At 71.1% G+C, this 26,866-nt stretch carries 7 protein-coding genes; all 7 read left to right on the plus strand.

Features of this window, described 5'->3' with window-relative positions; all coding sequences use genetic code 11:
• The first annotated feature begins 30 nt into the window (after nt 1-30).
• The 7 genes from AC07A4_RS18345 to AC07A4_RS18375 all read left to right on the plus strand — a co-directional run bounded on the left by AC07A4_RS18345 (nt 31) and on the right by AC07A4_RS18375 (nt 26,669).
• On the plus strand, nt 31-3,252 hold the full coding sequence (locus AC07A4_RS18345) for a non-ribosomal peptide synthetase (RefSeq protein ID WP_478599529.1): 3,222 nt from the start codon (nt 31-33) through the stop codon (nt 3,250-3,252).
• Nucleotides 3,253-3,313: 61 nt separating this feature from the next.
• Nucleotides 3,314-3,448 carry a hypothetical protein gene (locus AC07A4_RS18350; RefSeq protein WP_478599532.1) on the plus strand — a complete coding sequence of 45 codons (135 nt, stop codon included), beginning with the start codon at nt 3,314-3,316 and terminating at the stop codon, nt 3,446-3,448.
• A gap of 594 nt (nt 3,449-4,042) precedes the next feature.
• Nucleotides 4,043-4,255, plus strand: coding sequence for an MbtH family protein (locus AC07A4_RS18355; protein ID WP_478599535.1), 213 nt, complete (start codon nt 4,043-4,045; stop codon nt 4,253-4,255).
• 616 nt (nt 4,256-4,871) lie between these two features.
• Nucleotides 4,872-6,059: an NAD(P)/FAD-dependent oxidoreductase gene (locus AC07A4_RS18360; protein ID WP_478599537.1), complete on the plus strand. Its 1,188-nt coding sequence runs from the start codon at nt 4,872-4,874 to the stop codon at nt 6,057-6,059.
• Between the two features lie 44 nt (nt 6,060-6,103).
• On the plus strand, nt 6,104-13,879 hold the full coding sequence (locus AC07A4_RS18365) for an amino acid adenylation domain-containing protein (protein ID WP_478599540.1): 7,776 nt from the start codon (nt 6,104-6,106) through the stop codon (nt 13,877-13,879).
• Nucleotides 13,880-13,890: 11 nt separating this feature from the next.
• Nucleotides 13,891-21,690, plus strand: coding sequence for an amino acid adenylation domain-containing protein (locus tag AC07A4_RS18370; RefSeq protein ID WP_478599543.1), 7,800 nt, complete (start codon nt 13,891-13,893; stop codon nt 21,688-21,690).
• Nucleotides 21,687-26,669: a non-ribosomal peptide synthetase gene (locus AC07A4_RS18375; RefSeq protein ID WP_478599545.1), complete on the plus strand. Its 4,983-nt coding sequence runs from the start codon at nt 21,687-21,689 to the stop codon at nt 26,667-26,669. Before AC07A4_RS18370 ends, AC07A4_RS18375 begins: the two co-directional genes overlap by 4 nt.
• Nucleotides 26,670-26,866 lie beyond the last annotated feature (197 nt).

The following is a 26,866-nucleotide window of genomic DNA, read 5'->3' on the forward strand; positions in this document are numbered from 1 at the left end:
CCCGGACGTTTTGCTGAAAGGGTGATCTCTGTGCGTTCGTTCGGTGCGTCGTCCGCGCATGAAGGGTTGTGGCGGGCGCAGGAGATGTTCCCCGACACCCTGAACCATGCGCTGACCATGTGGAATGTGGACGGTGAGCTGGACGCGGCGGTGATGGAAGCCGCGTTCCTGCACGTGATGGGCGAGGCGGAGGTGCTGCGCGTCACCTTCGTCGACGGCGACGGCGGGCTGCGCCTCGTCCCCCGCGAACTGGGGGACTGGCGGCCGTTCTTCCTGGATGTCAGCGCCGAGGGCGATCCGGAGCGAGCCGCGCGGACCGCGCTGGCCGACATGGTGCGCCAGCCGTTCGACCTGGCGCGGGACCTGCTGTTCCGCCTCGGCGTGGTCAGGCTCGGGGCGGACCGCTCCCTCCTGGTGATCATCTACCACCACCTCATCTCGGATGGGTACGGCGCCGGTGGCCTGCTGTCGCAGCGCCTGGCCGAGGTGTACACGGCGTTGTCGCGGGGCTCGGAGGTACCGGAGCTCGAGCACCCGTGGGACGTCGAGCCGTTCGCGGCCGAGGCGGCGGAGTACCGCGCGTCCGAGCAGTTCACCGAGGACACGCGGTTCTGGCGCGACTACCTGGCGGACGCGCCCGCGCCCGCGCAGATCCCGCGTGTCGCGCTGTCCGACGCGGCGCGATCCGCGCTGGACGAGCCGATGGGCAGCGCCGACCGCTGGGGCGAGCTGACCGAACCCATCGGCATGGTGAGCCGCACGCTGACCGTTCCGCGCGCCGAGGCCGACACCTGGACCGAGACCGCGAAGTCCATGGGCGTGTGGCGGTCGTCGCTGCTGACCGCGGCCTCGGCGGTGTTCCTGCGGCACCGCTGCGACCGCCCGGAGTTCCTGCTCTCGCTGGCCGTGGGCAACCGGGGCGGGGTGGCGAGCAGGACGCCCGGCCTCGCGGTGAACGTGGTGCCGGTGCGGGTGCGGGTTCCGCTCGGCGCGACCTTCAGCGAGATCGCCGACGCGATCAGCGACGAGACGTACGACATCTTCGACCACGCCGCCTGCCACTACTCGGAGATCCAGCGCGCGAGCGCGACCGCCCTGAACGACCGCGGCAGCTTCGGCGCCGTCATCAACGTCGCCGAGTTCACGGAGCAGATCCACTTCGCCGACAGCCCGGCGCACTACCTCGGCGGGACGACCGGCACCTTCGAGGAACTGTCGGTCGGCATCTACACCGACGGCACCGCCGACAGCGACCTGTTCATCCGGCTCGACGCCCCCGTGGGCCTGTACTCCCGCGCGGAGCTGCGCTTCATCGGCGAGGACCTGATCGCGTACATCCACGCCGTCGTGGCCGCCGACGAGCGGCCGGTCGGCGCCCTTGACGTGGTGAGCGGCGCCGAGCGGGACCGGGTGCTCACCGCGCCGGACACCACGGACGCGCCGCTGCCGGGCCTGACGGTTCCGCAACTGTTCGCCCGCCAGGTGGAGAAGGCCCCCGACGCCGTCGCGGTGGTGTCCGGGGACACGACGGTGTCGTACCGGGAGCTGGACGAGCGCTCCCGCCGCCTGGCCGGGACGCTGCGTCAGCGGGGCGTCGGCTCCGAGACGGTCGTGGCGGTGGCGCTGCCCCGCTCGGTGGACCTGGTCGTCGCCCTGCTGGGCGTGGTGCAGGCGGGCGGAGCCTATCTGCCGGTCGACCCGGAGTCCCCGGCGGAGCGGATCAGGTCGGTGGCCAGGGACTCGTCGGCGCGCTTCCTGCTCACCGACGCGGCGACGGCCACGGCGCTCTCCGCCGGTCTGGACGTGCCGACGATCCTGTTCGACGACGTCCGGCCGGACGCCGCCGACGGCGACGACGGGGCGCCGGAGGTCCCGGTGCCATCGCACCAGGACGGCCTGCTGGCCGTGATGTACGGGTCCGAGCCGGGCGGCGCGCCCGCGGGAGCCGCCCTGACGCACCGGAACATGGAGCGGCTCGTCCTGGACCGCCACTGGCGGCAGGCGGGCGAAAGCACCGTGCTGTGGCACGCGCCGCACACCTCCGACGCGCTGCCCCTGGAGGTGTGGGCGCCTCTGCTGAACGGCGGCCGCGTGGTCGTGGCTCCTCCGCGGCTGGACATCGACGGGCTGACGAAGGTGCGCGCCGAGTACGACATTTCCACGGTGTGGCTGCCCGCGGACCTGTTCTCGGCGATCGCGGCGGACTGCCCCGAGCGCCTGGCCGGGCTGCGCGAGGTGTGGACCGGCGGCGACCGGGTGTCCGCGGCCGCGGTGCGCCGGTTCCGCGAGGCCTGCCCCGGCCTCGCGGTCGTCACCGGTCACGGCCCGACGGAGACCACGGTGTTCGCCGCGAGCCACCGCCTGGCCGGGGACGACCCGGTGCGCCACGCGGGCACGGTCGGCCGCCCGGTGGACCACACGGCCCTGTACGTCCTTGGGCCGGGCCTCGCACCGGTCGCCACGGGGGTGGCCGGGGAGCTGTACGTGGCCGGGCCCGGCGTGACCCGCGGATACCTCGGGCGGCCCGGCCGGACCGCGGAGCGGTTCGTGCCCTGCCCGTTCGGTCCGGCGGGCGCACTCATGTACCGGACCGGTGACCGGGTGCGGTGGGGTACCGACGGCCTCCTGGAGTACGTGGGCCGGGCCGACGCCCAGGCGGACATGCGCGGGGTGAGGGTCGAACTGGCCGAGGTCGAGGAGGCGCTGTCCGAGTACCCCGGCCTCGCCCAGTCGGCCGTGGTCGCCGGGCAGGACGATGCCGGGCAGCCGCGCCTGGTGGCCTATGTGGTCCCGCCGGCCGGCCGGACGGACCTGTCGGCCGAGGAGCTGCGCCGGTTCGCCACGGGACGGCTGCCGGAGTTCATGGTGCCGTCGGTGTTCATGGTCCTCGACCGGCTGCCGGTGACGGCGGGCGGAAGGGCGGACCGGGCGTCCCTGCCGGAGCCCACGGTCGACAACGGCTCGTACCGGGCCCCGCGCAACCACACCGAGCGGGTCCTGGCCGAGGCGTTCGCCGAGGTCCTTGAAGTGGACCGGGTGGGCATCGACGACGACTTCTTCGACCGAGGCGGCAACTCGCTGCGGGCGATCAGGCTGACCGGCCTGATCCGGGCGGGACTGAACCAGGAGGTGTCCATCCGCAAGCTGTTCGCCGCGCGCACCATCGCCGCTCTGTCGGAGACGTGGAAGGACGTCGCCCAGTCCAGCAGGCCGTCCCTGAGCCGCCGGACGAAGGGCGGGAAGGCCCTGTAGACAGGAACACGCCCCAAGGCCCCCTCATCGCTGAGGGGGCCTTCGTGTGGGGCGCCTGCGGATGATCCCCGGCAGTCACGAACTGCCCCCGCACAAGCCGTCGGTGCGCACGGACATGGACAACATGCTGTGCTCCGCCTCCGGCGAGAACCTGGTGCGGGAGTGGGAGGAAAAGCGCGGCATCGTGGACATCTAGCCCGAGCCGGGCAGGAGGAGACGACCGAGCTGCCCGACCGGGCCGCGCGGGCGGCCCTCCGGGGCACTTCCTGCTGTCCTGTCAGCGGGACAACCGGTGCCCGGGGAGTGCCCGCACTGTTTTCCCTTGCACGACGTTTCCAGGCCACCTACGGTGGCGTCGCGGTGGCCATGCCGACGGCAACGGTCAGCGACGGGGATGGCAAGGATCGGGGGCGTACGTGAATGATTTCTCGGCTGTTTCGATGGGTGGAGACCGGCTGGAACCGGAATTCGATCCTTCCCGCTCAACGATCACCGCTTGCCAGTGATTATGCAGTGATTGTGTAGCGATTGTGCAGAACCCGGTGAAGTCGAGAATCAAGCGTTCGGCCGGGACTTCGGCGATTCTGCCGCGTTTGCGTCATTGTGCGCCCGAGCCATACGGTCCCCCGCAGAGCGTCAATTTTCCACATTACCCATGGATGTCCTTCGGTCCCGTCGACAGGACAACACCGGTCGGCGAACCCACCCGCTGTCGGCGATTTCCGATCTCGATTCAGCCCGTTTTCCTCCCATACCGAGTCACCCTCGTGACGGCTAAGGACGGTGGCAGATGAGTACGAACCCCTTCGATGACGAGAACGGCCGCTTCTTCGTCGTGGTCAACGATGAGGAGCAGCACTCCTTGTGGCCGGTTTTCGCCGAGGTGCCCGCGGGCTGGCGAGTGGTCTTCGGGGAGGCGGCCAGAGCCGAGTGCCTGGAGTACGTCGAGCGAAACTGGACCGACCTGCGCCCGAAGAGCCTGCAGAAGGCCATGGCCGCGTGACGTGGCGCCGCCCTTCGTCGGGAACCTGGTGAGGGCGACGGCGAGCGCGAGCAACCCCAGCGGAGGCGACTTCCTGCGCCGTTGCCGGTTTCCGCGTCGGCCAGCGGGTGACGTACGCGAAGCCGAACGCTGAGGGGAACCGATTCGCGCGCTCACCGCTCGCGCCCATCGCCCCGGTGGGCGGCGAGTTCAACGCTGGCGACGCGCGTACCCGCCTCCCCGCGACGCTGCCGCGGAACATGGTTTCCCGCCAGGTTCGCCAACATCCCGCGGATTCCGGTGAGTCCGTACGGAATAGCGGAGCGTGCGGTGCTGATCGCAGACAGACCTTGATCGATGGCGTGCGGCCTGAAAAGATCGTCGAAGAGTGTGTGCCGTTCGGCGCCGGGAACTCCAACGCGATGACATAACGATCGACGGCGGCTTCTTCGCTCTGGTAAGGCTCAATTGGTTCCGTGTTCCTTCTCCGTCGGTGAGAATCGGTACGGAATCAGATGCCCATCAACATGTGCGCGGCAGCGGCTATTCCGGCCGCTGCCTCAGCAGCGCGTATCCGCAATGAGTCTTCCGGCCGCGGCCGTTGGGATCTACGAAGCCACTAGGGAAGAGAGGCGCCATGTATGACGTGATTGTCATCGGTGCCCGTTGTGCGGGTTCGCCAACGGCCATGCTGCTCGCGCGACAGGGATATCGCGTACTGCTCCTGGAGAAGGCGAAGTTCCCGCAGGACACGCTGTCCTCGCACTACCTCCACCAGCCGGGCGTGGCGTTGCTCGATCGATGGGGGCTGCTCGACGAACTCCGCGAGGCGGGCTGCCGCCCGATCGACCACCAGAGCTACGAGGCGCTCGGCGTCCGCCTCGAAGGGTTCTCCCTGCCGGTCGACGGCCACCGGACCACGTACGCGCCGCGGCGGTTCGTGCTCGACCCGATCCTCGCGCGCGGGGCCGTGGCCGCCGGTGTGGACTTCCAGGAGTCCTGCACGGTCAACGACCTGGTGTGGGAGGGCGACCGGGTCGTAGGCGTGCGGTACACGACACCCGGCGGCGCCGAGGCGACGGAGCGGGCGCGGCTCGTCGTCGGCGCGGACGGCATGCGCTCACTGGTGGCCCGCAAGGTCGGCGCGCAGAAGGTCGTCGAGCACCCGCGGGTGACCTGCGCCTACTACAGCTACTGGGCGGGGGTTCCCGCGCACTTCGAGCTGTACGAGCGGACGGGGCGCTGGATCGCCCTCGCCCCCACCAACGACGACCTCACGCTGATCATGACCTACTTCCCGCAGAGCGAGTTCTCGCACGTGCGCACCGCGGTGGAGCCCTCCTACCTCGAAGCCGTCCGCACGACGGCCCCCGAGCTGTACGAGCGGATGCAGGCGGGCGAGCGCGTGGAGCAGATGTACGGCACGGGAGCCCAGGAGAACTACTTCCGCAAGGCCTTCGGACCCGGATGGGCCCTGCTCGGCGACGCGGTTCACCACAAGGACTCCATCACCGCCCGCGGCATCACCGACGCCTTCATCCAGGCCCAGACGCTCACCGACCACATCGGGGAGCAGCTGCACGACGACGCGGCACTCGAGGCGGCGCTGAAGGGCTACGAGAGCGACCTGCACGGCAAGTTGTACAGCTTCTACCAGGGCGCGATCAACGTGGCTGAGCTCAAGCCCGAGCGGAACGCGGAGATGGTGCGGAAGCTGGTCGGTCACCAGGACCTGATCGACCGCTACTTCTCCACGGTGTCGGGTGCCTATTCCTTCGACGACTTCTACAGCAACGAACTCCTGACAGTACTTGATCAGAACTGACTGGCGGATTGCTCCCCGATAGCCCTGCCGATTTTGGAGACTCAATGATCCCGTTGTCGTTCGCGCAGCGCCGACTGTGGTTCGTGGACCGGTTCGAAGGTCCGTCGCCGACCTACAACGGCGCTTCCGCCCTGCGGCTGACCGGTGACCTGAGCGTGGGCGCGCTGCAGGCGGCTTTCCATGATGTCATCGACCGGCACGAGGCCCTGCGGACGGTGATCGTCGAGGACAGCGACGGCGTTCCGCTCCAGCGGGTCCTGGAGACCGAGGAAGTGCCGTTCGACCTGCCCGTCGTCGAGGTCGCGGAGGATGACCTCGCGGCGGCGGTCGACGAGATGGCCACCGGGACCTTCGACCTGGCCGTCGACATCCCGCTCCGCGCCCGGCTGCTGCGCAGCGGGGAGCGCGAGCACACGCTGGTCGTCGTGGCGCACCACATCGCGATGGACGGGGAGTCCTTCGGGCCGCTGTTCCGTGATCTGAACACGGCCTACGCGACCCGCAGGGAGGGCGGGGCCCCGGCGTGGGAGCCGCTGCCGGTGCAGTACGCGGACTACGCGCTGTGGCAGCGGGACGTACTCGGGGACGAGTCCGACCCGGACAGTGTGGCGGCCAGGCAACTGGCCTACTGGCGCGGGGCGTTGGCGGATCTGCCGCAGCCCCTGGCCATGCCGACGGACCGCCCGCGTCCGAAGGCGATGAGCCAGCACGGCGACATGGCCGTGTTCTCCATCGACCCCGAGCTGCTCGGTGCGGTGGAGAAGCTGGCCGCGGAGCAGGACACCACGGTGTCGATGGTCATGCACGCGGCCCTCGGAGTCCTCCTGCACCACCTCGGCTGCGGCGACGACGTGCCCATCGGCGCGCCGATCGCGGGCCGCACCGACGAGGAGCTGCGCGACCTCGTCGGGTTCTTCGTCAACACCTGGGTGCTGCGGGTCGACCTGTCGGGGAACCCGACCTTCGCCCAGCTCCTTCAGCGGGTGCGGGACCGGTCGCTGGCCGCGTACGACAACCAGGACCTGCCGTTCGAGCGTCTCGTGGAACTGCTCAACCCGGACCGGTCCACCGCCTACAACCCGTTCTTCCAGGTGATGCTCTCCTGGCAGCCGCCCGTGCCGGACCTGGAGATCCCCGGCCTCGACGTCGGGTTCCAGAGGCTGGAGACCAGGACGGCCAAGTTCGACCTGTTCTTCGACCTGGTCCCGAACCTCTCGGGCGGGGCGCGCTGCCGCCTTGAGTACCGCACGGAGCTGTTCGACCGGGCCACCATCGAGGCCCTCGCGGACCGGTTCGTCCGCGTGCTGAGCCAGCTCGTGGCCGACTCGGGGCGCGGGATCAGCGGTGTCGACGTGCTCGACGCGGCCGAGCGTGACCTGCTGCTCACCCAGTTCAACGACACCGCGACCGAGGTGCCCGCGCTGACGGTCCCGGAGCTGTTCGAGGGCCAGGTGGCCCGGACGCCGGACGCCACGGCGCTCGTGTGCGACGACCGGACGCTGACCTACCGCGAGCTCGACGACCGGGCCAACGCCGTGGCCTGGGAGCTGGTCCGGCGTGGCGCCGGGCCCGAGGACCTGGTGGTCCTCGCGCTGCCGCGCACCGAGGACCTGGTGGCCGGGCTGCTCGGCATCCTCAAGTCCGGTGCCGGATACGTGCCGATGGACCCGCAGTACCTCGCCGGCCGTGCGGAGACCGTGCTGTCCGAGGCCCGCCCGCGCTTCGTGGTCACCGACACCGCGACGGCGCAGGACCTGCCGCGGCACGACATGGTCACCGTCAACCTCGACGAGCGCGCCCAGTGGGAGGCGCCCACGAGCACGCCTGACAACGCGGGGCGCACCGCGCCGCTCTCCCCGGACAACCTGGCGTACGTGATGTACACCTCCGGCTCCACGGGCAAGCCCAAGGGCGCCGCGATCACCCACCGCAACCTCGTCAACGGCGTCCGCGAGCTGGTGCGCGTCCTCGACGCGCCGACCGGATGGAAGATGCTGGCCGGTACCTCGGTCAACTTCGACGTCTCCGTCTTCGAGCTGCTGACCACCCTGTCCACCGGCGGCACCGCCGAGGTCGTGCCGAACGCCCTCGCGCTCGGCGAGCGGGACGGCTGGGACGGCCACGTCGTCAGCGCGGTCCCCTCGGTCCTCGGCGAACTGGTGGGCCACCTGGAGAAGACGCCCGACGTGCGCTCGGTCGTGCTCGCGGGCGAGGTGCTCCCCGCCCGCCTCGTGCAGCAGCTGCGCGAGGCCCTGCCGGGAGCGCAGATCGTCAACTCGTACGGGCAGAGCGAGAGCTTCTACGTCACCACGTACTCCCTCGCCGCGTCCGAGGAGTGGGCGGAGGGCGAGGTCGCGCCGATCGGCACCCCGCTGGGCAACATGCGCACCTATGTGCTCGGCCCGGGGCTCGCCCCGGTGCCGCAGGGTGTGGTCGGGGAGCTGTACGTGGTGGGGGACTGCCTGGGCCGCGGCTATCTCGGCCGCCCGGGTATGACCGCCGAGCGCTATGTCGCCAACCCCTTCGGCCCGGCGGGCGAACGGATGTACCGCACGGGCGACCTGGCCCGCTGGAACGCGCGCGGCCAGCTCGAAGTGCTCGGCCGGGCCGACGGCCAGGTGAAGGTGCGCGGCTTCCGCATCGAGCCGGGCGAGGTCGAAGCGGTGTGCGAGCTCTACCCCGGCATCAGCCAGGCCGTGGTGATCAGCCGCGAGGTGCCCTCGGGCGCACGTCAGCTCGTCGCGTACGTCGTGCACGACGGCGACGGCGACGCCGTCGGCCTCGACGACGGCGCGGGCGGCGTCGGCGACGTGAGCACGATGGCCGGTGCTTCGTCCGCCGAACTGCGCCGGTTCGTGGCGGCGCGGCTGCCCGACTACATGGTGCCGTCGGCCTTCGTGACCGTGGGCCGGATGCCGCTGGGGCCGACGGGCAAGCTGGACCGCTCGGCGCTGCCCGAGCCGGAGTTCGTGGGCGAGGCCTACCGGGAGCCGCGCACCGAGGCCGAGGCGATCATCGTCGCGGCGTACGTGGATGTGCTCGGCGTGGAACGGGTCGGCATCGACGACGACTTCTTCGCCGTCGGCGGCGACAGCCTGCGCTCCATCCAGGTGGTCGCGCGGACCCGCGCCCGGGGCCTGCAGGTCACCACGCGGGAGATCTTCGAGTGCCGCACGGCGGCCCGCCTCGCCGAGGTGGCCTCCGTCCGCCAGGACCAGGCGCCCGCGCTCGCCGAGCTGGAGGGCGGCGGCGTCGGCCCGATGCCGTCGCAGCCGGTGGCGCGCCACGTGTTCGAGCACGGCGGCGGCATCAACCGCTTCGCCATGTCGATGGCGCTCGAGCTGCCCGCGGGCATCGACGAGCAGGGCCTGGCCGCGACGCTCGACGCCGTGCTCGACCGGCACGACCTGCTGCGCGCCCGCCTGATGCGCGACGGTGAACTCTCCCTGGACGTAGCCCCGGTGGGAGCCGTGCGCGCGGGGAACCTGCTCCACCGGGTCGCCTGCGACGGCGACGGCCGCTGGGACGATCCTTCCGCCCTCGCGGCGGCGAAGGCGGAGCTGGACGCCGCGGTGGGGCGCCTCGACCCGGAGGCCGGGACCATGGCGCAGTTCGTCTGGTTCGCCCCGGAGTCGGGTGCGGGCAGGCTCCTCGTGGTGCTGCACCACTTGGTGGTGGACGGCGTCTCCTGGCGCATCCTCATGTCGGACTTCGCCGAGGCCTGGCAGCAGGTCCGCACCGGCAAGGCGCCCGAGCTGCCCGCGGTGGGCACCTCGGCCCGCCGCTGGGCGCGGGCGCTGCAGGACGAGGCGTTCTCCGAGCAGCGGGAAGCGGAACTGGGGTACTGGCAGGACCTGCTCGAAGGGCCCAACCCCCCGCTGGGCACCCGGGCGTTCGACCCCGCGGTGGACGTGTGGTCCACGGTCGAGACCGTGCAGGTGGAGCTGCCCGCCGACGTCACCGAGGCGGTCCTGACCAAGCTCCCCGCCGCGTTCAAGGGCACCGGCACCGACGTGCTGCTCGCCGCCCTCGCCCTGGCCGTCAACCGGTGGAGCGGCGCCGACCGCTCGACCCTGGTCCGGCTCGAAGGACACGGCCGCGAGGAGGACGTCGTCCCCGGCGCCGACCTGTCCCGGACCGTCGGCTGGTTCACCAGCATGTACCCGGCCCGCGTCGACGTGCGCGACGTGGACCTCGCCGACGTCCTCACCGGCGGCTCCGCGGCCGGCAAGGTGATCAAGCTGGTCAAGGAGCAGCTGCGGCAGATCCCGGACAAGGGCGTCGGCTACGGACTGCTGCGGTATCTGAACACCGAGACCGCCGAGCTGCTGGCCGAGTGCCCGGTGCCGCAGATCGGCTTCAACTACCTCGGCCGGATCTCCGACACCGACGTGCCCGAGCACCTGCGCGCGCACGGATGGGGACCGTCCTCCTGGTCCGCCGCACTGCTCCCGGCGCCCGACCCGGACCTGCCCGCCCTGTCCGCGCTCGAGGTCAACTCCGTCGCCGTGGACACCGCCGAGGGCACCCGCCTGCAGGCCGCCTTCATGTTCCCCACCGGGGTGCTGTCCCGCGAGCGGACCGCCGAACTGGCCGAGCTGTGGGTCGAGGTCCTGAACGGCATGGCCACGCACGCCGCGCGGCCCGGCATCGGCGGGCTCACGCCCTCGGACGCCCCGCTGGTCAAGGTGAAGCAGGACGAGATCGAGGAGTGGGAGGCCCGCTACGGCCGCCTCGTGGAGGTGTGGCCGCAGTCGCCCGGGCAGTCCGGCATCCAGTTCCAGGCCGCGCTCGCCGAGGGCTCCTACGACGTCTACCACATGCAGCTGGTGCTGCATCTGACCGGGCAGGTGGACCCGGAGCGCATGCGGGCCGCCGGGCAGGCGATGCTGAGGCGGTACCCGAACCTGCGCGCCGCGTTCGGCACCTCCGCCGACGGCGACCCGATGCAGGCGGTGCCGGAGCACGTGGCCCTGCCCTGGCGGCACGTCGACCTGCCCGGCCGCGGCGAGGCCGAGCTGAACGCGGCGCTCGACGAGTTCCTCGCCGCCGACCGGGCCGACCGGCTCGACCCCGCCCGGCCGCCGCTGTTCCGCCTGGGGCTGCTCACCGGTGGACAGCAGCAGGCCAAGCTCATCATCACGGCACACCACACCGTCTTCGACGGCTGGTCATCGCCGCTGGTGATCAGGGATCTGATCCGGCTGTACGCCGGGACCGAGGAACTTCCCCCGGTCCGCGGCTACGGCGACTACCTGACCTGGCTCTCCACGCACGACAGCGAGGCGTCAGCCACCTGCTGGAAGGCCGAGCTCGACGGATTCGAGCAGCCGACGCTCGTCGCCCCGAACGCCTCCCTCCAGGAGGGGGCGTCCGCGATCGGGAAGGTCGAGGTGCCGCTGTCGATCGACAAGGGGCGCGAACTCGCCCGGCGCGCCGCGGAGATCGGGGTCACGCTGAACACGCTCCTGCAGGGCGCGTGGGCGGTGCTGCTCTCGAAGCTGACCGGGCAGCGGGACGTGGCGTTCGGCGCTGCCGTCAACGGCCGCCCGGCGGATCTGGTCGGCTCCGACGACATGGTCGGCCTGTTCATCAACACCCTGCCGATCCGGGTGTTCTGGCGGCCGGACCAGAGCGTGGCCGACCTCGTCACCGAGCTGCAGGACCGGCAGATGGCGCTGCTCGACCACCACTACTACGGGCTCGCCGACATCCAGCGCGACAGCGGCCTTCCCGCCCTGTTCGACACGTTCATCGGGTTCGAGAACTATCCGCTGGACCGCGAGGGCATCGTCGAAGCGAACGCCTCGGCGGGGCTCACGATCGACGCCATCCGGCCGATCGCGGGCGCGCACTACGCGCTCGCCCTCTCCGCCTCCGACCCCTATCTGAGGCTCTCCCTCGACTACCAGAAGGACCTCTACACCCTCGCCGACGCCGAGGCCATCGGCGCCCGTCTTATCCGGGTGCTCGAGCAGGTGCTCGCCGACCCGCAGACGCCCGTCCACGCGATCGAGGTGTTGTCGGAGGACGAGCGGGAGCGACTGCTGCGCGAGGTCAACGACACCGCGCACCAGGTGACCGGCGGCACCCTGCCGGACGCGTTCGAGGCCCAGGCGGAGCGCACCCCGGACCGTGTCGCGGTGGTCGGCGAGCAGGAGACGCTGACGTACGGCGAGTTCAACCGGCGTGCCAATCAGCTGGCGCACTGGCTGGTCGAGCAGGGCGCGGGCCCCGAGCGTCCCGTCGGCGTGCGCATCCCGCGCTCGGTCGAGCTGATGGTCGCCGCCTGCGCGGTGGCCAAGGCGGGCGCGGTCTACGTGCCCATCGACCCCGAGCTGCCCGAGGACCGGGTGCGGCACATGCTCGACAGCGCCAAGCCGCTCCTTGTGCTCGAAGAAGCCCTTCCGGACGTCTCCTCCTACCCGGAGACCAATCCGGAACACGGGCTGCTGCCCGACAACATCGCGTACGTCATCTTCACCTCCGGTTCCACCGGCGGCCCCAAGGGCGTGCAGGTGTCGCACCGGTCGATCACGAACCGGATCGAGTGGGGCCTGGAGCACTTCGACGTCACGGCCGAGGACCGGGTCCTTTTCAGCACGGCGCCGAGCTTCGACGCGTCGGTGCCGGAGATGTTCGCGCCCTTGCAGGTGGGAGCCGCCGTCGTGATCGCGCGCCCGGACGGGCGCCGGGACCCGGCCTACCTGGCCGAGCTGATCCAGCGGGAGCGGGTGACCGGCGCGGTCTTCGTGTCCTCCCTCCTCGCGGCCTTCGTGGACGAGCCCACGGCGAAGCAGTGCACCAGCCTGCGCTGGGTCGAGGTCGGAGCCGAGCCGTTCCCCGCCACGCTGGCCAACCGGTTCGTCGAGCTCCTTCCGGGCTGCGTCGCGCACAACCTCTACGGCCCCACCGAGGCGTCCGTGGAGGTCACGACGCGGCGGCACGAGCCGGGCTCCGACCGCCTTCCGATCGGCACGCCGGTCTGGAACACCCAGGTGTACGTCCTGGACGCGGCGCTGCGTCCGGTCGCGCCCGGCGTCGCCGGTGAGCTGTACCTCGCCGGCACCGCGCTGGCGCGGGGCTATCTGGGACAGACCGCGCTGACCGCGAGCCGGTTCGTCGCCTGCCCCCATGGCGAGTCCGGCGCGCGGATGTACCGCACCGGCGACGTGGTGCAGTGGACCAAGGACGGCCAGCTCGAGTTCGTCGACCGGACCGACTTCCAGGTCAAGATCCGCGGCCGCCGCATCGAGCTCGGCGAGATCGAGGCGGTGCTGCGCACGCACCAGGACGTCACCAGCGCGGTGGCCGTCGTGCGGGAAGACCGCGCCGACGACCAGAGGCTGGTCGCGTACGTGGTGGCGAACGGCACGGCGGACCCGGCCGGCCTCGACATCGAAGCCTTGCGGGGACTGCTCCAGGAGAAGCTGCCGGAGTACATGGTCCCCTCGGCGATCGTGCCGCTCGCCGAGTTCCCCAAGACACTCAGCGGGAAGCTCGACCGCTCCTCACTCCCCGCGCCCGACCTCGCCGAGGCCGCGTCCGGACGGGCACCGCGCAACCACAAAGAAGAAGTCCTCTGCCGACTGTTCGCCGAGCTGCTCGGGGTGGAGGAGGTCGGCATCGACGCCAACTTCTTCGATCTCGGGGGGCATTCGCTGCTGGCCACCCGTCTGATCGGCCGCATACGCAACGAACTCAACATCGACGTGAAAGTCACGATGATCTTCACCAATCCAACTGTCGCCCAGTTGGTGGAGCAGCTCGGTGAACCGGCCAAGACGAACCGGCCCCAGCTGCGTCAGATGACCGTTTAGGAGAAGCGTCGATGATCCCGTTGTCCTTTGCTCAGAGCCGAATGTGGTTCCTGCACCGTCTGGAAGGCCCGTCCGCCACATACAACGGTCCGTTCGCGTTGCGTGTGGAGGGGCCGTTGGACACGGCGGCCCTGACCGCGGCGGTGAGGGATGTCGTCACCCGGCACGAGAGTCTGCGCACCCTGATCGTGGAGAACGCGGACGGCACGCCGGAGCAGCGGATCCTGCCGCCGGAGGAGGCGGCCATCCCGGTCCGGCTGGTCGATGTGGCCGCTGAGGCGGTGGACGCCGCGCTGCAGGAGGTGGCGTGTGAGCCGTTCGACCTGGACACCGAGCTCCCTTTGCGGGCCGTGGTGTTGCGGGTCTCTCCGCAGGAGCACGTGCTGGTGTGCGTGTTCCACCACATCGCCGGGGACGGGGCGTCGATGGCGCCGTTCGTACGGGATGTGCTGACCGCTTACGCGGCCCGCCAGCAGGGCGGCGCCCCCCAGTGGGAGCCGCTGCCGGTGCAGTACAAGGACTACACCCTGTGGCAGCGGCAGCTGCTGGGCGACGAGAACGACCCCAGCAGCGTCACCGCGGCGCAGCTGGAGCACTGGCGCAAGCAGTTGGAGGGCGTGCCGCAGCCGGTGCAGCTGCCCCTGGACCGGCCGCGGCCGACGGTGACCGACCACCGGGGCGGCTATGTCGACTTCGAGCTGGAAGCGGAGCTGTTCGCCGGGATCGGGAAGCTGGCCGCGGGCAGCGGTGCCACGGCGCCTATGGTCTCTCAGGCTGTGCTCGCGGTGCTCTTGCACCACTTCGGCGCGGGGAACGACCTGACGATCGGCAGCCCGATCGAGGGGCGCGCGGACGAGCAGCTCGACGATCTGATCGGGTTCTTCGTCAACACCTGGGTGCTGCGGGTGGACCTGTCGGGCAATCCGACGTTCAGTGATCTCCTGGAGCAGGTGCGGGTCAGGGCCCTTGCCGCGTACGACAACCAGGACTTGCCGTTCGAGCGCCTGGTGGAGCTCCTGGCGCCGGAGCGTGCCACCTCCTACCAGCCGCTGTTCCAGGTGATGCTGGCCTGGCAGTTCCCGTGGTCGGAGATCGAGCTGCCGGATCTGCGGATCACGCCCGTTCCGGTGGGCACCGGTGCCGCCAAGTTCGACCTGTTCTTCAACTTCATCCCGGCTCCGTCCGGGGCCGCGTACGGACGCCTTGAGTACGCCGCGGCGCTGTTCGACCACTCCACGGCCCAACGCCTCATCGACGGTTACATCCGCGTGCTGCGGCAAGTGATCGCCCAGCCGGAGACGCGGCTCGGCAACGTGGACGTCCTCACCGACACCGAGCGGGACCGGCTCACGCAGCTGAACGCCACGACCACACCGGTACCCGCGGCGACGGTGGCGGATCTTGTCGCCGCGCAGGCGGCGCGGACGCCGGACGCGGTGGCGGTGGTCTCGGGGAAGACGGCGTTCTCGTACGCCGAGTTGGAGGCCCGCGCGGACCGGCTCGCGGCGGTGCTGCGCGAGCGCGGGGTCGGTCCTGACGTCCTGGTGGCGGTGGCCCTGCCGCGCGACGCGGACCTGGCGGTCGCGCTGCTCGCCGTGCTCAAGGCGGGCGGTGCGTATCTGCCGATCGATCCGAACTATCCGGCCGCGCGCGTGGACCTGCTGCTCAGCACGGCCGATCCGGCCCTGGTGCTGACCGGTGGCGAGGCGGCGGCGACGGTGGCCGAGAGCCGGTCGCCGCTCCTGGACCTCGGCGACCTGGACCTGGACCTGGACCTGGACCTGGACGGTCCCGCCGTCGCGGCCCCGGCCGCTGGTGTCCGGCCGGAGAACCTCGCCTACGTGATGTACACGTCCGGCTCGACCGGGGTCCCCAAGGGCGTGGGCATCACCCACGCCAGTGTGGTCAACGGCGTGCGGGACCTGAGCCGGATCGTGCGCGTGGAGTCCGGTTCGCGGATGCTCGCCGCGACCTCGGTGAACTTCGACGTCTCGGTGTTCGAGATCTTCACCGCGCTCACCACCGGGGCGAGCGTCGAGATCGTCCGCGACGTACTCGAACTCGCCGAGCGCGACCAGTGGTCGGGCACCACCATCAGCGCCGTGCCCACGGTGTTCTCCGCCCTGCTCGACCAGCTCGGCACCGACGGCGCGGGCGGCCTCAAGCTCGAGGTGGACACCGTCATCCTCGCCGGTGAGGCGCTCTCGGCCGACCTGGTCGGCAAGGTGCACAGCGCCCTGCCCGGGGTGCGTGTCGTCAACGCCTACGGGCAGACCGAGAGCTTCTACGCCTCCACCTTCACGCTTCCGCGGCAGTGGAGCGAGACCAGCGCGGTGCCGGTCGGGCAGCCGCTCGCCAACATGCGCGCCTACGTCCTTGGGCCGGAGCTGGCGCCGGTCGCGCCGGGTGTGATCGGTGAGCTGTATGTCGCCGGGCTTGTCGCCCGCGGCTACCACCAGAAGGGTGGCGCGACCGCGGAGCGGTTCGTGGCCTGCCCCTTCGGCGAGCCGGGGGAGCGGATGTACCGCACCGGTGACCTGGCCCAGTGGGACGACAACGGCCAGCTGAGGTACGCGGGCCGGGCCGACGCCCAGGTCAAGGTGAACGGCATCCGGGTCGAGCCGACCGAGATCGAGACGGTCCTCGCCCAGCACCCCGCGGTCAACCAGGCGGCGGTCACGGTGTGTGAGGACCGCGTCGGCAACATGCGCCTCATCGGCTACGTGGCGCCGGTGGGCGCCGCGGACGGCGAAGCGGACCGGAGCGCCGACGTTTCGGTGGCGGAGCTGCGGCGGTTCGTGGCCAAGCGCCTTCCGGACTACATGGTGCCCACCCAACTCCTTGTCCTGGACCGGCTGCCGCTGACCGCGAGCGGAAAGCTGGACCGGGCCGCGCTGCCCGAGCCGGAGTTCGCGGGCGGCGCGTACCGGGCGCCGCGCAGCCAGGTCGAGCGGGTCCTCGCCGAGGTGTTCGCCGACGTGCTCAGCACCGAACACGTGGGCATCGACGACGACTTCTTCACCAGCGGCGGCGACAGCATCCGCTCCATCCAGGTCGTCGCCCGCGCCAAGCCGCGCGGCGTCGTGGTCACCACCCGCGAGATCTTCGAGCACCGCACCGTCGCCCTGCTCGCGGAGCTGGTCGAGGGCCGCGCGGACGAGGAGCGCGTGACCCTTGCCGAGCTGCCCGGCGGCGGCGTGGGCTGGGCTCCGCTGCCGCCCACGGCGGCGCACATGCTCGCCCTGGGCGGCGGCATCAACCGGCTGTGCATGTCGGCGATGCTCACCCTGCCCGAGGGCATCGACCGGGCGGGCCTCACCGCCACCCTGCAGGCCGTCCTCGACGGGCATGACGTGCTGCGCTCCCGCCTCGACGAGGCGAACCCCGGCCTGCGGATGGAGCCGGTCGGCAGCGCCGACGCCGGCGTGCTGCTGCGGGAGATCGCCTACGAGGGCGCCGATGTGCAGGCCGAGCTGGACGCGGCCGCCGACCGCCTCGACCCCCACGCAGGCGTGATGGCGCAGTTCGTGTGGTTCACCCCCGCCACCGCGGCGGAGCCGGGCCGACTCCTGATCGTGCTGCACCACCTGGTCGTGGACGGCGTGTCGTGGCGGATCCTGCTCCCGGACCTGGCCGCCGCCTGGCAGCGGGTCCGCGACGGCGGCCTGCCGCAACTGGCCCAGCCGGGCACGTCGTTGCGGCGGTGGACGCACGCCCTGGCCGAGCAGGCCACCAGCCCCCAGCGGGTGGCGGAGCTGCCCGTGTGGCAGGAGATCCTGGCCGGGGACGACCCGCTGATCGGGGCGCGGGAGCTGGACCCCGCGCGCGATGTCACGGACACCGTGGACACCGTCCGCGTGCAGATCCCCGCCCACGTCACCGAAACCCTCCTGAACACCGTGCCCGCCGTGTTCCACGGCGGCGTCGACGACGGCCTGCTGACCGGCCTCGCCCTCGCCCTCGCGCGCTGGCGCCAGACGCGCGGCACCGCCGCGACGTCCGCCCTGGTCCGCCTGGAGGGTCACGGCCGCGAGGAGCACCTGGTGCCCGGCGCGGACCTGTCGGGCACCATCGGCTGGTTCACCGCCATGTACCCGGTGCGCCTGGACGTGACCGGCATCGACATCGCCGACGCCTTCTCCGGCGGCAAGGCCGCGGGCAAGGCGCTCAAGGCGGTCAAGGAGCAGCTGCGGGCGGTGCCGGACAACGGCATGGGCTACGGCCTGCTGCGCCACCTCAACCCCGAGACCGCAGAGGCGCTGGCGACGGCGCGGCAGCCGCGGATCGGCTTCAACTACCTGGGCAAGTCCTCCAGCGCGGACCTGCCCGCGGAGCTGCGCGGCCTGGGCTGGGGCGGGGACACCACGCACCAGGACCTGATCCCCGCACCGGACGCGGACATGCCGGTGCTCTCGGCCCTGGAGATCAGCGCGGTGGCCGCCGACACGGCGGCCGGTGAGGAACTGACCGCCTACTTCGGCTTCCCCACCGGTGTGCTCTCCCGCGAGGAGGTCACCGAGCTCGCCGGGCTGTGGGCCGAGGCCCTGACCGCCCTGGCCCAGCACGCCACCGCCCCCGACGCCGGCGGGCTGACCCCGAGCGACGCGCCCCTGGTGAAGGTGGGCCAGGATGAGATCGAGGCCTGGGAGGACCGCTTCGGCAAGCTGGACAAGGTGTGGCCGGCGACGTCGGCGCAGTCCGGCATCCTCTTCCAGTCGACCCTGGCCGGGGCGTCGTTCGACCCGTACCACATCCAGCTGGTGTTCCACCTGACCGGCGAGGTCGACCCGGAGCGGATGCGCCGGGCCGGGCAGGCGCTCCTGGACCGCTATCCGATCCTCCGCGCGGCGTTCGTGGGCCGGGCGGACGGCGACGTGGTGCAGGTGGTGCCGGAGCACGTGGCCCTGCCGTGGCAGCACCTCGACCTCACGGCCGCCGACGAGGCGGAGCGGACCGAGGCGTTCGAGCGGTTCCTCGAGCAGGACCGGACCACGTACTTCGACGCGGCCACCCCGCCGCTGATCCGGATCGGGCTCGCCGTCCTCGAACGCGAGCGCCCCGAACTCGTCATCACCGCCCACCACGTGCTCTACGACGGCTGGTCCACGCCCCTGCTCCTGCAGGACCTGCTGATGCTGTACGCCGCCGACGGCGACCCGTCCGGGCTGCCCGCGACCCGCGACTACGGCGACTTCCTCGCCTGGCTCGCCCGCCAGGACCAGGACGTGTCCGCCCGGGTGTGGGCCGAGGAACTCGAAGGGATCGACGAGCCGACCGTGCTCGCTCCCGGCTTCGAGGGCGCGGACGACGAGGGCCGCGGCCAGGTCGACATCACGATTCCGCGCGACGTGACGCTGAAGCTCGACCGGGTGGCCGCCGATCTGGGCATCACCATGAACACGCTGGTCCAGGGAGCCTGGGCCTTGGTGCTCGGCGAACTCACCGGCCGTCAGGACGTGGTGTTCGGCACCACCGTCTCCGGGCGCCCGCCCGCGGTGGCGGGCGTGGAGTCGATGGTCGGGATGCTCATCAACACCGTTCCCGTGCGCGTCTCGTACGCGCCCGGCGACACGTTCGCCGAGTTCCTCACCCGGCTGCAGAGCCGGCAGGGCAGCCTCGTGGATCACCACTACTACGGGCTCGCGGAGATCCAGCGCGCGACCGGTCAGCAGACCCTCTTCGACACACTGGTCGTCTTCGAGTCGTTCCCCGTCGACGACGACGGCCTCAGCGCCGCCTCCGACGCCCCCGACGGGGTCGGCTACGACGGCTTCCGCCCGTCCGCGGGCAACCACTATCCGCTGTGCCTGATGGCGGCGGCCGCTCCGCACCTCGAGGGCATCATCCAGTACGCCCTCGGCGCCTTCGACCAGGAAACGGTGGAGAAGCACGCGGCCCGCCTGGTCGGCTTCCTGCGGCAGCTGGCCGCCAACCCCGAGCTGAGGATCGCGCAGCTCCAGTCCCTGGAGCCGGCCGAACGCGACCAGATGCTGGCCGTGCTGAACGACACCTCGGGCCCGGCCCGGGAGGTCACGCTCACCGAGCTCTTCGAGGCGCAGGTGACGCGGACCCCGGACGCGGTGGCCGTGGTCTGCGAGGGCGACTCGCTCACCTACGCGGAACTGGACGCCCGCGCCGAGCGCCTCGCGTCCGATCTCGCCGGACGCGGGGTGGGCCCGGACACGGTGGTGAGCGTGGTCCTGCCGCGTACGGCGACCATGGCCGTGGCGCTCCTGGGCGTGCTCAAGGCGGGCGGAGCCTATCTGCCCGTCGACCCCGCCTACGCCGCCGCCAGGCTCCCGCACATCCTGCCCGGCGCCCAGCCCCACCTGCTCCTCACCGACGCCGACACCCGGGCGGTCGTACCGGCCACGGACGTCCCCCTCGTCCTCATCGAGGACATCGACCTCCTGGCGACCGCTCCGGACGCCGAAAAGGCGCAGGCACGGCGGAAGGCCAGCCCCGGAAACCTCGTCTACGTCGTCTACACCTCCGGCTCCACCGGCGTGCCCAAGGGCGTCAGCGTCAGCCACACCACCATCGTCAACGCCGTGGACACCATGGTCGCGCAGGGTGCGATGGAGTCCGGCCGACGGGTGCTGCTCGCCGCCTCCTTCGGCTTCGACGTCGCCACCTTCGAGCTGTTCGCCGCGCTCACCAGGGGCGGCAGCGTCGAGATCGTCCGGGACGTGCTCGCGCTGACCGAACGCGAGAGCTGGGACGTCGACGTCATCTGCTCGGTGCCGTCGGCCTTCGCGGAACTCGTCGACCAGCTCGGCGACCGCATCCGGCCCACGGCCCTGAACATCTCCGGGGAGGTGCTGACCCCGGCCCTGGCGGAGCGGGTGCGCGGACTCTGGCCGCAGGCGCGGGTCCTCAACAGCTACGGCCCGAGCGAGACCTTCTACGCCACCTCCCACCTCCTGGAATCCGACAAGCCCTATGCCGACGGCGTGCCCATCGGCCGCCCCTTCCCCGGCGTGCGCGCCTACATCCTCAGTCCGCGCCTGACCCTGCTGCCCCCGGGTACTCCGGGCGAGCTGTATCTGGCCGGGGCCGGGCGCGGTTATCACCGCCAGCCCGTCATGACCGCCGAACGCTTCGTTCCCGACCCCTATGGGCCGCCCGGCGCCCGGATGTACCGCACCGGCGACGTCGCCCGACTCACCCCGGACGGAGAGCTGCAGCACCTGGGCCGCGTCGACACCCAGGTCAAGATCCGCGGCTATCGCGTCGAACCCGGCGAGATCGAGGCCGCCCTGACGGCCCACGCCCACATCGCCCAGGCCGCCGTCGTGGTCCAGGAGAACGGCGACCGCACCCCCGACCTGATCGCCTATCTCGTCCCCGACCAGGGCGAGGACGTCCCGGACCTGGACGAACTGCGCGGCCACCTGTCCGGGCGGCTGCCCGAGTACATGGTCCCCGCCGCCTACGTCGCGCTCGAGCGGCTGCCGCTGTCGCCCAACGGCAAGCTCGACCTCAAGGCCCTGCCCGCCGCCGACCTCACTCCCACCACGCCCTTCCGGGCACCGCGCACCACCCGCGAGGAGGTGCTGGCCAAGCTCTTCGGCGAGGTGCTCGGCCTGGAGCGGGTCGGCATCGACGACGGCTTCTTCGAGCTCGGCGGGCACTCCCTGCTCGCCACCAGGCTGATCAACCGTGTCCGAGCCGAGTTGGGGATCGAGATTCCCATTCGCAAGATCTTCGACCTGTCGACGGTTTCCGCGCTCGCCGCGTGGACGGAGGAATCGGCTGTTCCCCTTCGCCCCAATCTCCGCAGGATGATCACAGAGGAGCAAGACCAGTGATTCCGCTTTCGTTCGCACAGCGCCGCATTTGGCTGACGCACCAGCTCGAGGGCGGGGCCGAGACCTACAACATCTCCCCGGCGTTCCGGCTGACCGGGACACTGGACCAGGACGCCCTCGGCGCGGCGATCCGCGACTTGGTCAAACGGCACGAGCCGCTGCGCACCACGATCGTGACGGACGAGCAGGGTGAGCCCTACCAGCGGATCATTCGGGCGGCTGAGGCGTCGGTGCCCCTGCCGGTGGTTGAGGTGGCGCCCGACGATGTGTCCGGAGTGGTCAAGGAGTTCATCGCCCACCGGTTCGACCTGGCGGCCGAGATCCCCTTCCGGGCGATCCTGTTCCGCTGCGGCCCCGAGGACCACCTCCTGGTCCTGCTCGTGCACCACATAGCCTCGGACGGCGTCTCGGGCGGGCTGATAGCACGGGACGTGTCCCTCGCCTATGCCGCCCGCCTGGAGGGCCGCGAGCCGGGGTGGGAGCCGTTGCCCGTGCAGTACAAGGACTACGCGCTGTGGCAGCGTGAGCTGCTCGGTGACGTGGCGGTCCCGGGCAGCCTGGCTGCGGCGCAGGCCGAGTACTGGCGCAAGGAACTCGCCGGGGTGCCGCAGCCGCTGAACCTGCCGCTCGACCGCCCGCGGCCCGCACAACGGAATCTGGAGGGCGACAAGGTCACCTTCGCGTTGGAGGCGGAGGTGGGGGCCGGGCTGCAGAAGCTGGCCGACGAGCGCGGCATGACCATTCCGATGGTCCTGCAGGCCGCCCTTGGCGTGCTCCTGGGCAAGCTGGCCGGCGGGGACGACGTGACCATCGGCGGTCCGATCGCCGGGCGGACCGATGACGCGCTGGCCGACCTGGTCGGGTTCTTCGTCAACACCCAGGTGCTGCGGGTGACTCTCTCCGGTGACCCGTCGTTCTCCGACCTGCTCACGCAGGTGCGGGAGAAGACGCTGGCGGCCTACGAGCACCAGGACGTGCCGTTCGAGACCCTGGTCGAGTTGATCAACCCCGAGCGCTCCACGTCCTACCAGCCGCTGTTCCAGGTCATGCTCGCCTGGCACAACTGGGAGCGGGGGAAGTTCGAACTCCCCGGGCTCGAGGTGGAGTTCGAGCAGCACGTCACGTCGACGTCGATGTTCGACCTGTTCTTCAACATGGCCGTAGACGAGTCGGGGGCGCTGCACTGCGACCTCCAGTACTCGACCGAGCTGTTCGACCGGGACACGGTCGAGGCCGTCGCCGCCCGGTTCGTGAGCGTCCTTGAGCAGGTGACCGCCGACCCGATGGCCCCCGTCAGCGCCGTCGAGGTGCTGTCGGAGGGGGAGCGGGACTGGCTGGTGCGGGGCGTCAACGACACCGCGCACCCGGTGGCCGCCGACACCCTGCCGGGCGCCTTCGAAGCCCAGGTGGAGCGTGACCCCGACCTGATCGCGCTGGTCGGCGAGCAGGAGACGCTGACGTACGGCGAGTTCAACCGGCGTGCCAATCAGCTGGCGCACTGGCTGGTGGAACAGGGCGCGGGCCCCGAGCACCTGGTGGCGGTACGCATTCCGCGTTCCGTGGACCTGATGGTGGCGCTGTACGCGGTGGTGAAGGCGGGGGCGGCCTATGTGCCCATCGACCCCGAGCTGCCCGAGGACCGGGTGCGGCACATGCTCGACGGCGCCAAGCCGCTCCTTGTGCTCGAAGAAGCGCTTCCGGACGTGTCCGGATATCCCGAGACGAACCCCGAGCGCGCGCTGCTGCCGGACCACGTCGCGTACGTCATCTTCACCTCCGGCTCCACCGGCGGCCCCAAGGGCGTGCCGGTCTCCCACCGGTCGATCATGAACCGGTTGGCGTGGGGCCTCGCGTACTTCGAGGTGGGCCCCGAGGACCGGGTGCTGCTGAGCACATCGGCGAGTTTCGATGTGTCGGTGCCGGAGCTGTTCGCGCCCTTGCAGGTGGGTGCGGCTGTAGTGATCGCGCGCCCGGACGGGCGCCGCGATCCGGCCTACCTGGCCGAGCTGATCCAGCGGGAGCGGGTGACCGGCGCGGACTTCGTGCCTTCCCTGCTGGAGGTGTTCCTCGCCGAACCCGCGGCCAAGCAGTGCACCAGCCTGCGGTGGATCGAGGTCGCGGGCGAGGCGTTCCCGCCGGCACTGGCCAACCGGGCCGCCTACACGCTGCCCGACTGCGGTGTGTACAACCTCTACGGGCCCACTGAGGCGTCGGTGGAGGTCACGGCGTCGCGGCACGAGCCGGGCGCGGACCGCCTTCCGATCGGCGCGCCGGTGTGGAACACCCAGGTGTACGTGCTGGATGAGGCGCTGCGCCCGGTGGCGCCCGGCGTGACCGGCGAGCTGTACCTGGCCGGTGCCGGGCTCGCCAGGGGTTATCTGGGGCAGACCGGCCTGACCGCGCACCGGTTCGTCGCCTGCCCCTACGGGGCGCCCGGGACGCGGATGTACCGCACCGGGGATGTCGTGCGGTGGACCAAGGACGGCCAGGTCGAGTACATCGGCCGCAGCGACTTCCAGGTGAAGGTCCGGGGTTTCCGCATCGAGCTGGCCGAGATCGAGAGTGTGCTGGCCGCGCATCCCGGGGTGGCGCAGGCGGCGGTCGTGGTGCGCGAGGACCACAAGGGCGACCAGCGGCTCGTGGGCTATGTGGCGCCCGCTCCGGATGCCGCGGTGATGGCCGACGCCGACGCCCAGGTGGATGAGTGGCGCCAGGTCTACGAAGAGACGTACGCCGATTCCAGCGACACGGAGCTGGGCGAGGACTTCCAGGTGTGGACGTCGGCGTACGACGGTCAGCCGATTCCGCTGGAGCAGCTGCGGGAGTGGCGCGAGGCCGCGGTGGCGCAGGTGCGGCGGTTCGCGCCGCGGCGGGTCCTTGAGATCGGCGTGGGCTCCGGTCTGCTCCTCGCGGAGATCGTCGGCGAGGTGGACGAGTACTGGGGCACCGACATCTCGTCCACGGTCGTGGAGCGCGTCCGGGAGCAGGCCGCACAGGCTGGGCACGGTGACCGGGTCCGCCTGAGCGTCCAGGGGGCCGATGACGTCTCCGGGCTGCCCCAGGGCGGGTTCGACACCGTGGTGCTCAACTCGGTGGTGCAGTACTTCCCGAGCGTCGAGTACCTGGACCAGGTGCTGCGCCAGGCCATGGAACTCCTCGCCCCGGGCGGCCGCCTGATCGTCGGTGACGTCCGCAACGCCGCGACGCTCCGGCTGCTGCTGACCGCGGTGCAGCGCGGGTCGCACCCGCACGCCTCGCACGGCGAGGTGCGGACGCTGGTGGAGCAGGCGCTGCTCGCCGAGGGGGAGCTGGTGGTCGCCCCGGAGTGGTTCACCGAGTGGGCGCGTGAGCACGCCGGCGGGGTCGACATCCGGCTGAAGGCGGGCCAGGCGCACAACGAGCTGACCCGGCACCGCTACGAGGTCGTCCTGCACAAGCAGCCGGCCGACGTCCTCGACCTGGCCGCAGTGCCCGCGGTGCCGTGGGGCCGGGAGGTGTCCGACCTGGACGGCCTGGACGGCTGTGTGGAACGGGCGGGTGGCCCGGTGCGGGTGACCGGGATACCCAACGCGCGCCTGACCGAAGAGGCCGCCGACGCGACCTTTGCCGGTGTCCTGAAGACGGACGCTCCCTCCGGCAGTCCGGTCAATCCGCAGGACCTCCTCGCCTGGGCGCGGCGGCAGGGCAAGGATGTGGTCCTGACCTGGTCGGGCCAGGCCGTCCACAGCTTCGACGCGGTCCTGCTGCCCGAACAGCGAACCGGGCAGACCGTCACCGGAGGGTTCGTTCCCAGCGCGGCGGCCGGGCAGATCCGGGCGAACACCCCCGCTCTGGCCAAGGCGATCGGCCCGCTGCTCGCCGAGCTGCCCAAGTACCTGCGTGGACGCCTTCCGGACTACATGGTCCCGGCCGCGATGGTGCCGCTCTCGGAGCTGCCGCTGAATGCGGCGGGCAAGTTGGACCGGCGCGCGCTGCCCCCGGAGTACACGGCCGTCGTCAGCGGCGGAGGGCCGCGCAACTCCCATGAAGAGAAGCTGTGTGGCTTCTTCAGCGAGTTGCTCGGCGTGGAGAAGGTCGGTATCGATGACGACTTCTTCGCGCTCGGCGGGCACTCGTTCCTCGCCACCCGGCTCAGTGCCAGCATCCGCAAGGAATTCGGCATCGAAATGCCCCTGCGGACGATCATCCAGTACCCCACGGTGGTCGAGCTGGCCGCGCTGCTGCTGTCCGGCAGCATCCCCGGCGAACACGCCGACTCGCTCGATGTCGTGCTCCCGTTGAACAGGGATCCCGGGACGGGGAAGTCGCCGGTGTGGTTCTTCCACGGAGGCGGCGGCCTCGGCTGGGCGCACTTCACCTTCGCGCCGTATCTGGACCGGCCGGCCTACTGCTTGCAGTCCCGCGGCTCCAACGGCGAGGACCCGGTGGCGGGGTCGGTCGAGGAGATGATCGACGACTACCTCACCCAGATACTCAAGATCCAGCCGGAGGGGCCCTACAACCTGGTCGGCTGGTCCTTCGGCGGCCCGGTCGCGCAGGCCATCGCGGACGTCCTTGACCGGCGTGGGCACGAGATCGCTCTCCTGGCCGTCCTGGACTCCCAGCCAGCATGCGAAGGCAGCGGGTTCAGGCTGCCGGAGGTGGCCGGCCGGACGAAGGAGCTCTACCGAGGGGACATCGAGGAGCTCTTCGGCCAGTTCATGAACACCAAGAACATGGACACCTTCATGGACAACATGTCGAGGGTGGGTTCCAACAACCTGCAGCGGATGGCCGAGTTCCAGACTCCGGTCTACCGCGGTGACCTGCTGTTCTTCAACGCGACGAAGGACAAGGACACGTCGTACGCGCCTGACTGGGAGCCGTTCATCCAGGGGTCGATCGAGTCGCACGACGTGGACGCCACGCACCACGACCTGCACATGCCGAAGTCCGCGGCACACATCATGGAGGTCATCACCCGCAAGCTGGCGGAGTGACGGGGGAGGGCCACCGAATGGACGACGGGGATGGCCGGGCTGACAGAACCCGGCGTCTCCGTGGAATCCCAGGACCGGAGCGCGTGGTCGCGCGTGCCGTTCGTAGGGAGCGGGACGTTCGTTGTTCCACCCGCATGCGCTGATGTCCTGCGCCGGAGCGTTCCGGCGCAGGACCCCGCGCCTGGCACCAGGTCACT

The sequence above is a fragment of the Streptomyces sp. NPDC043996 genome (assembly GCF_056435225.1).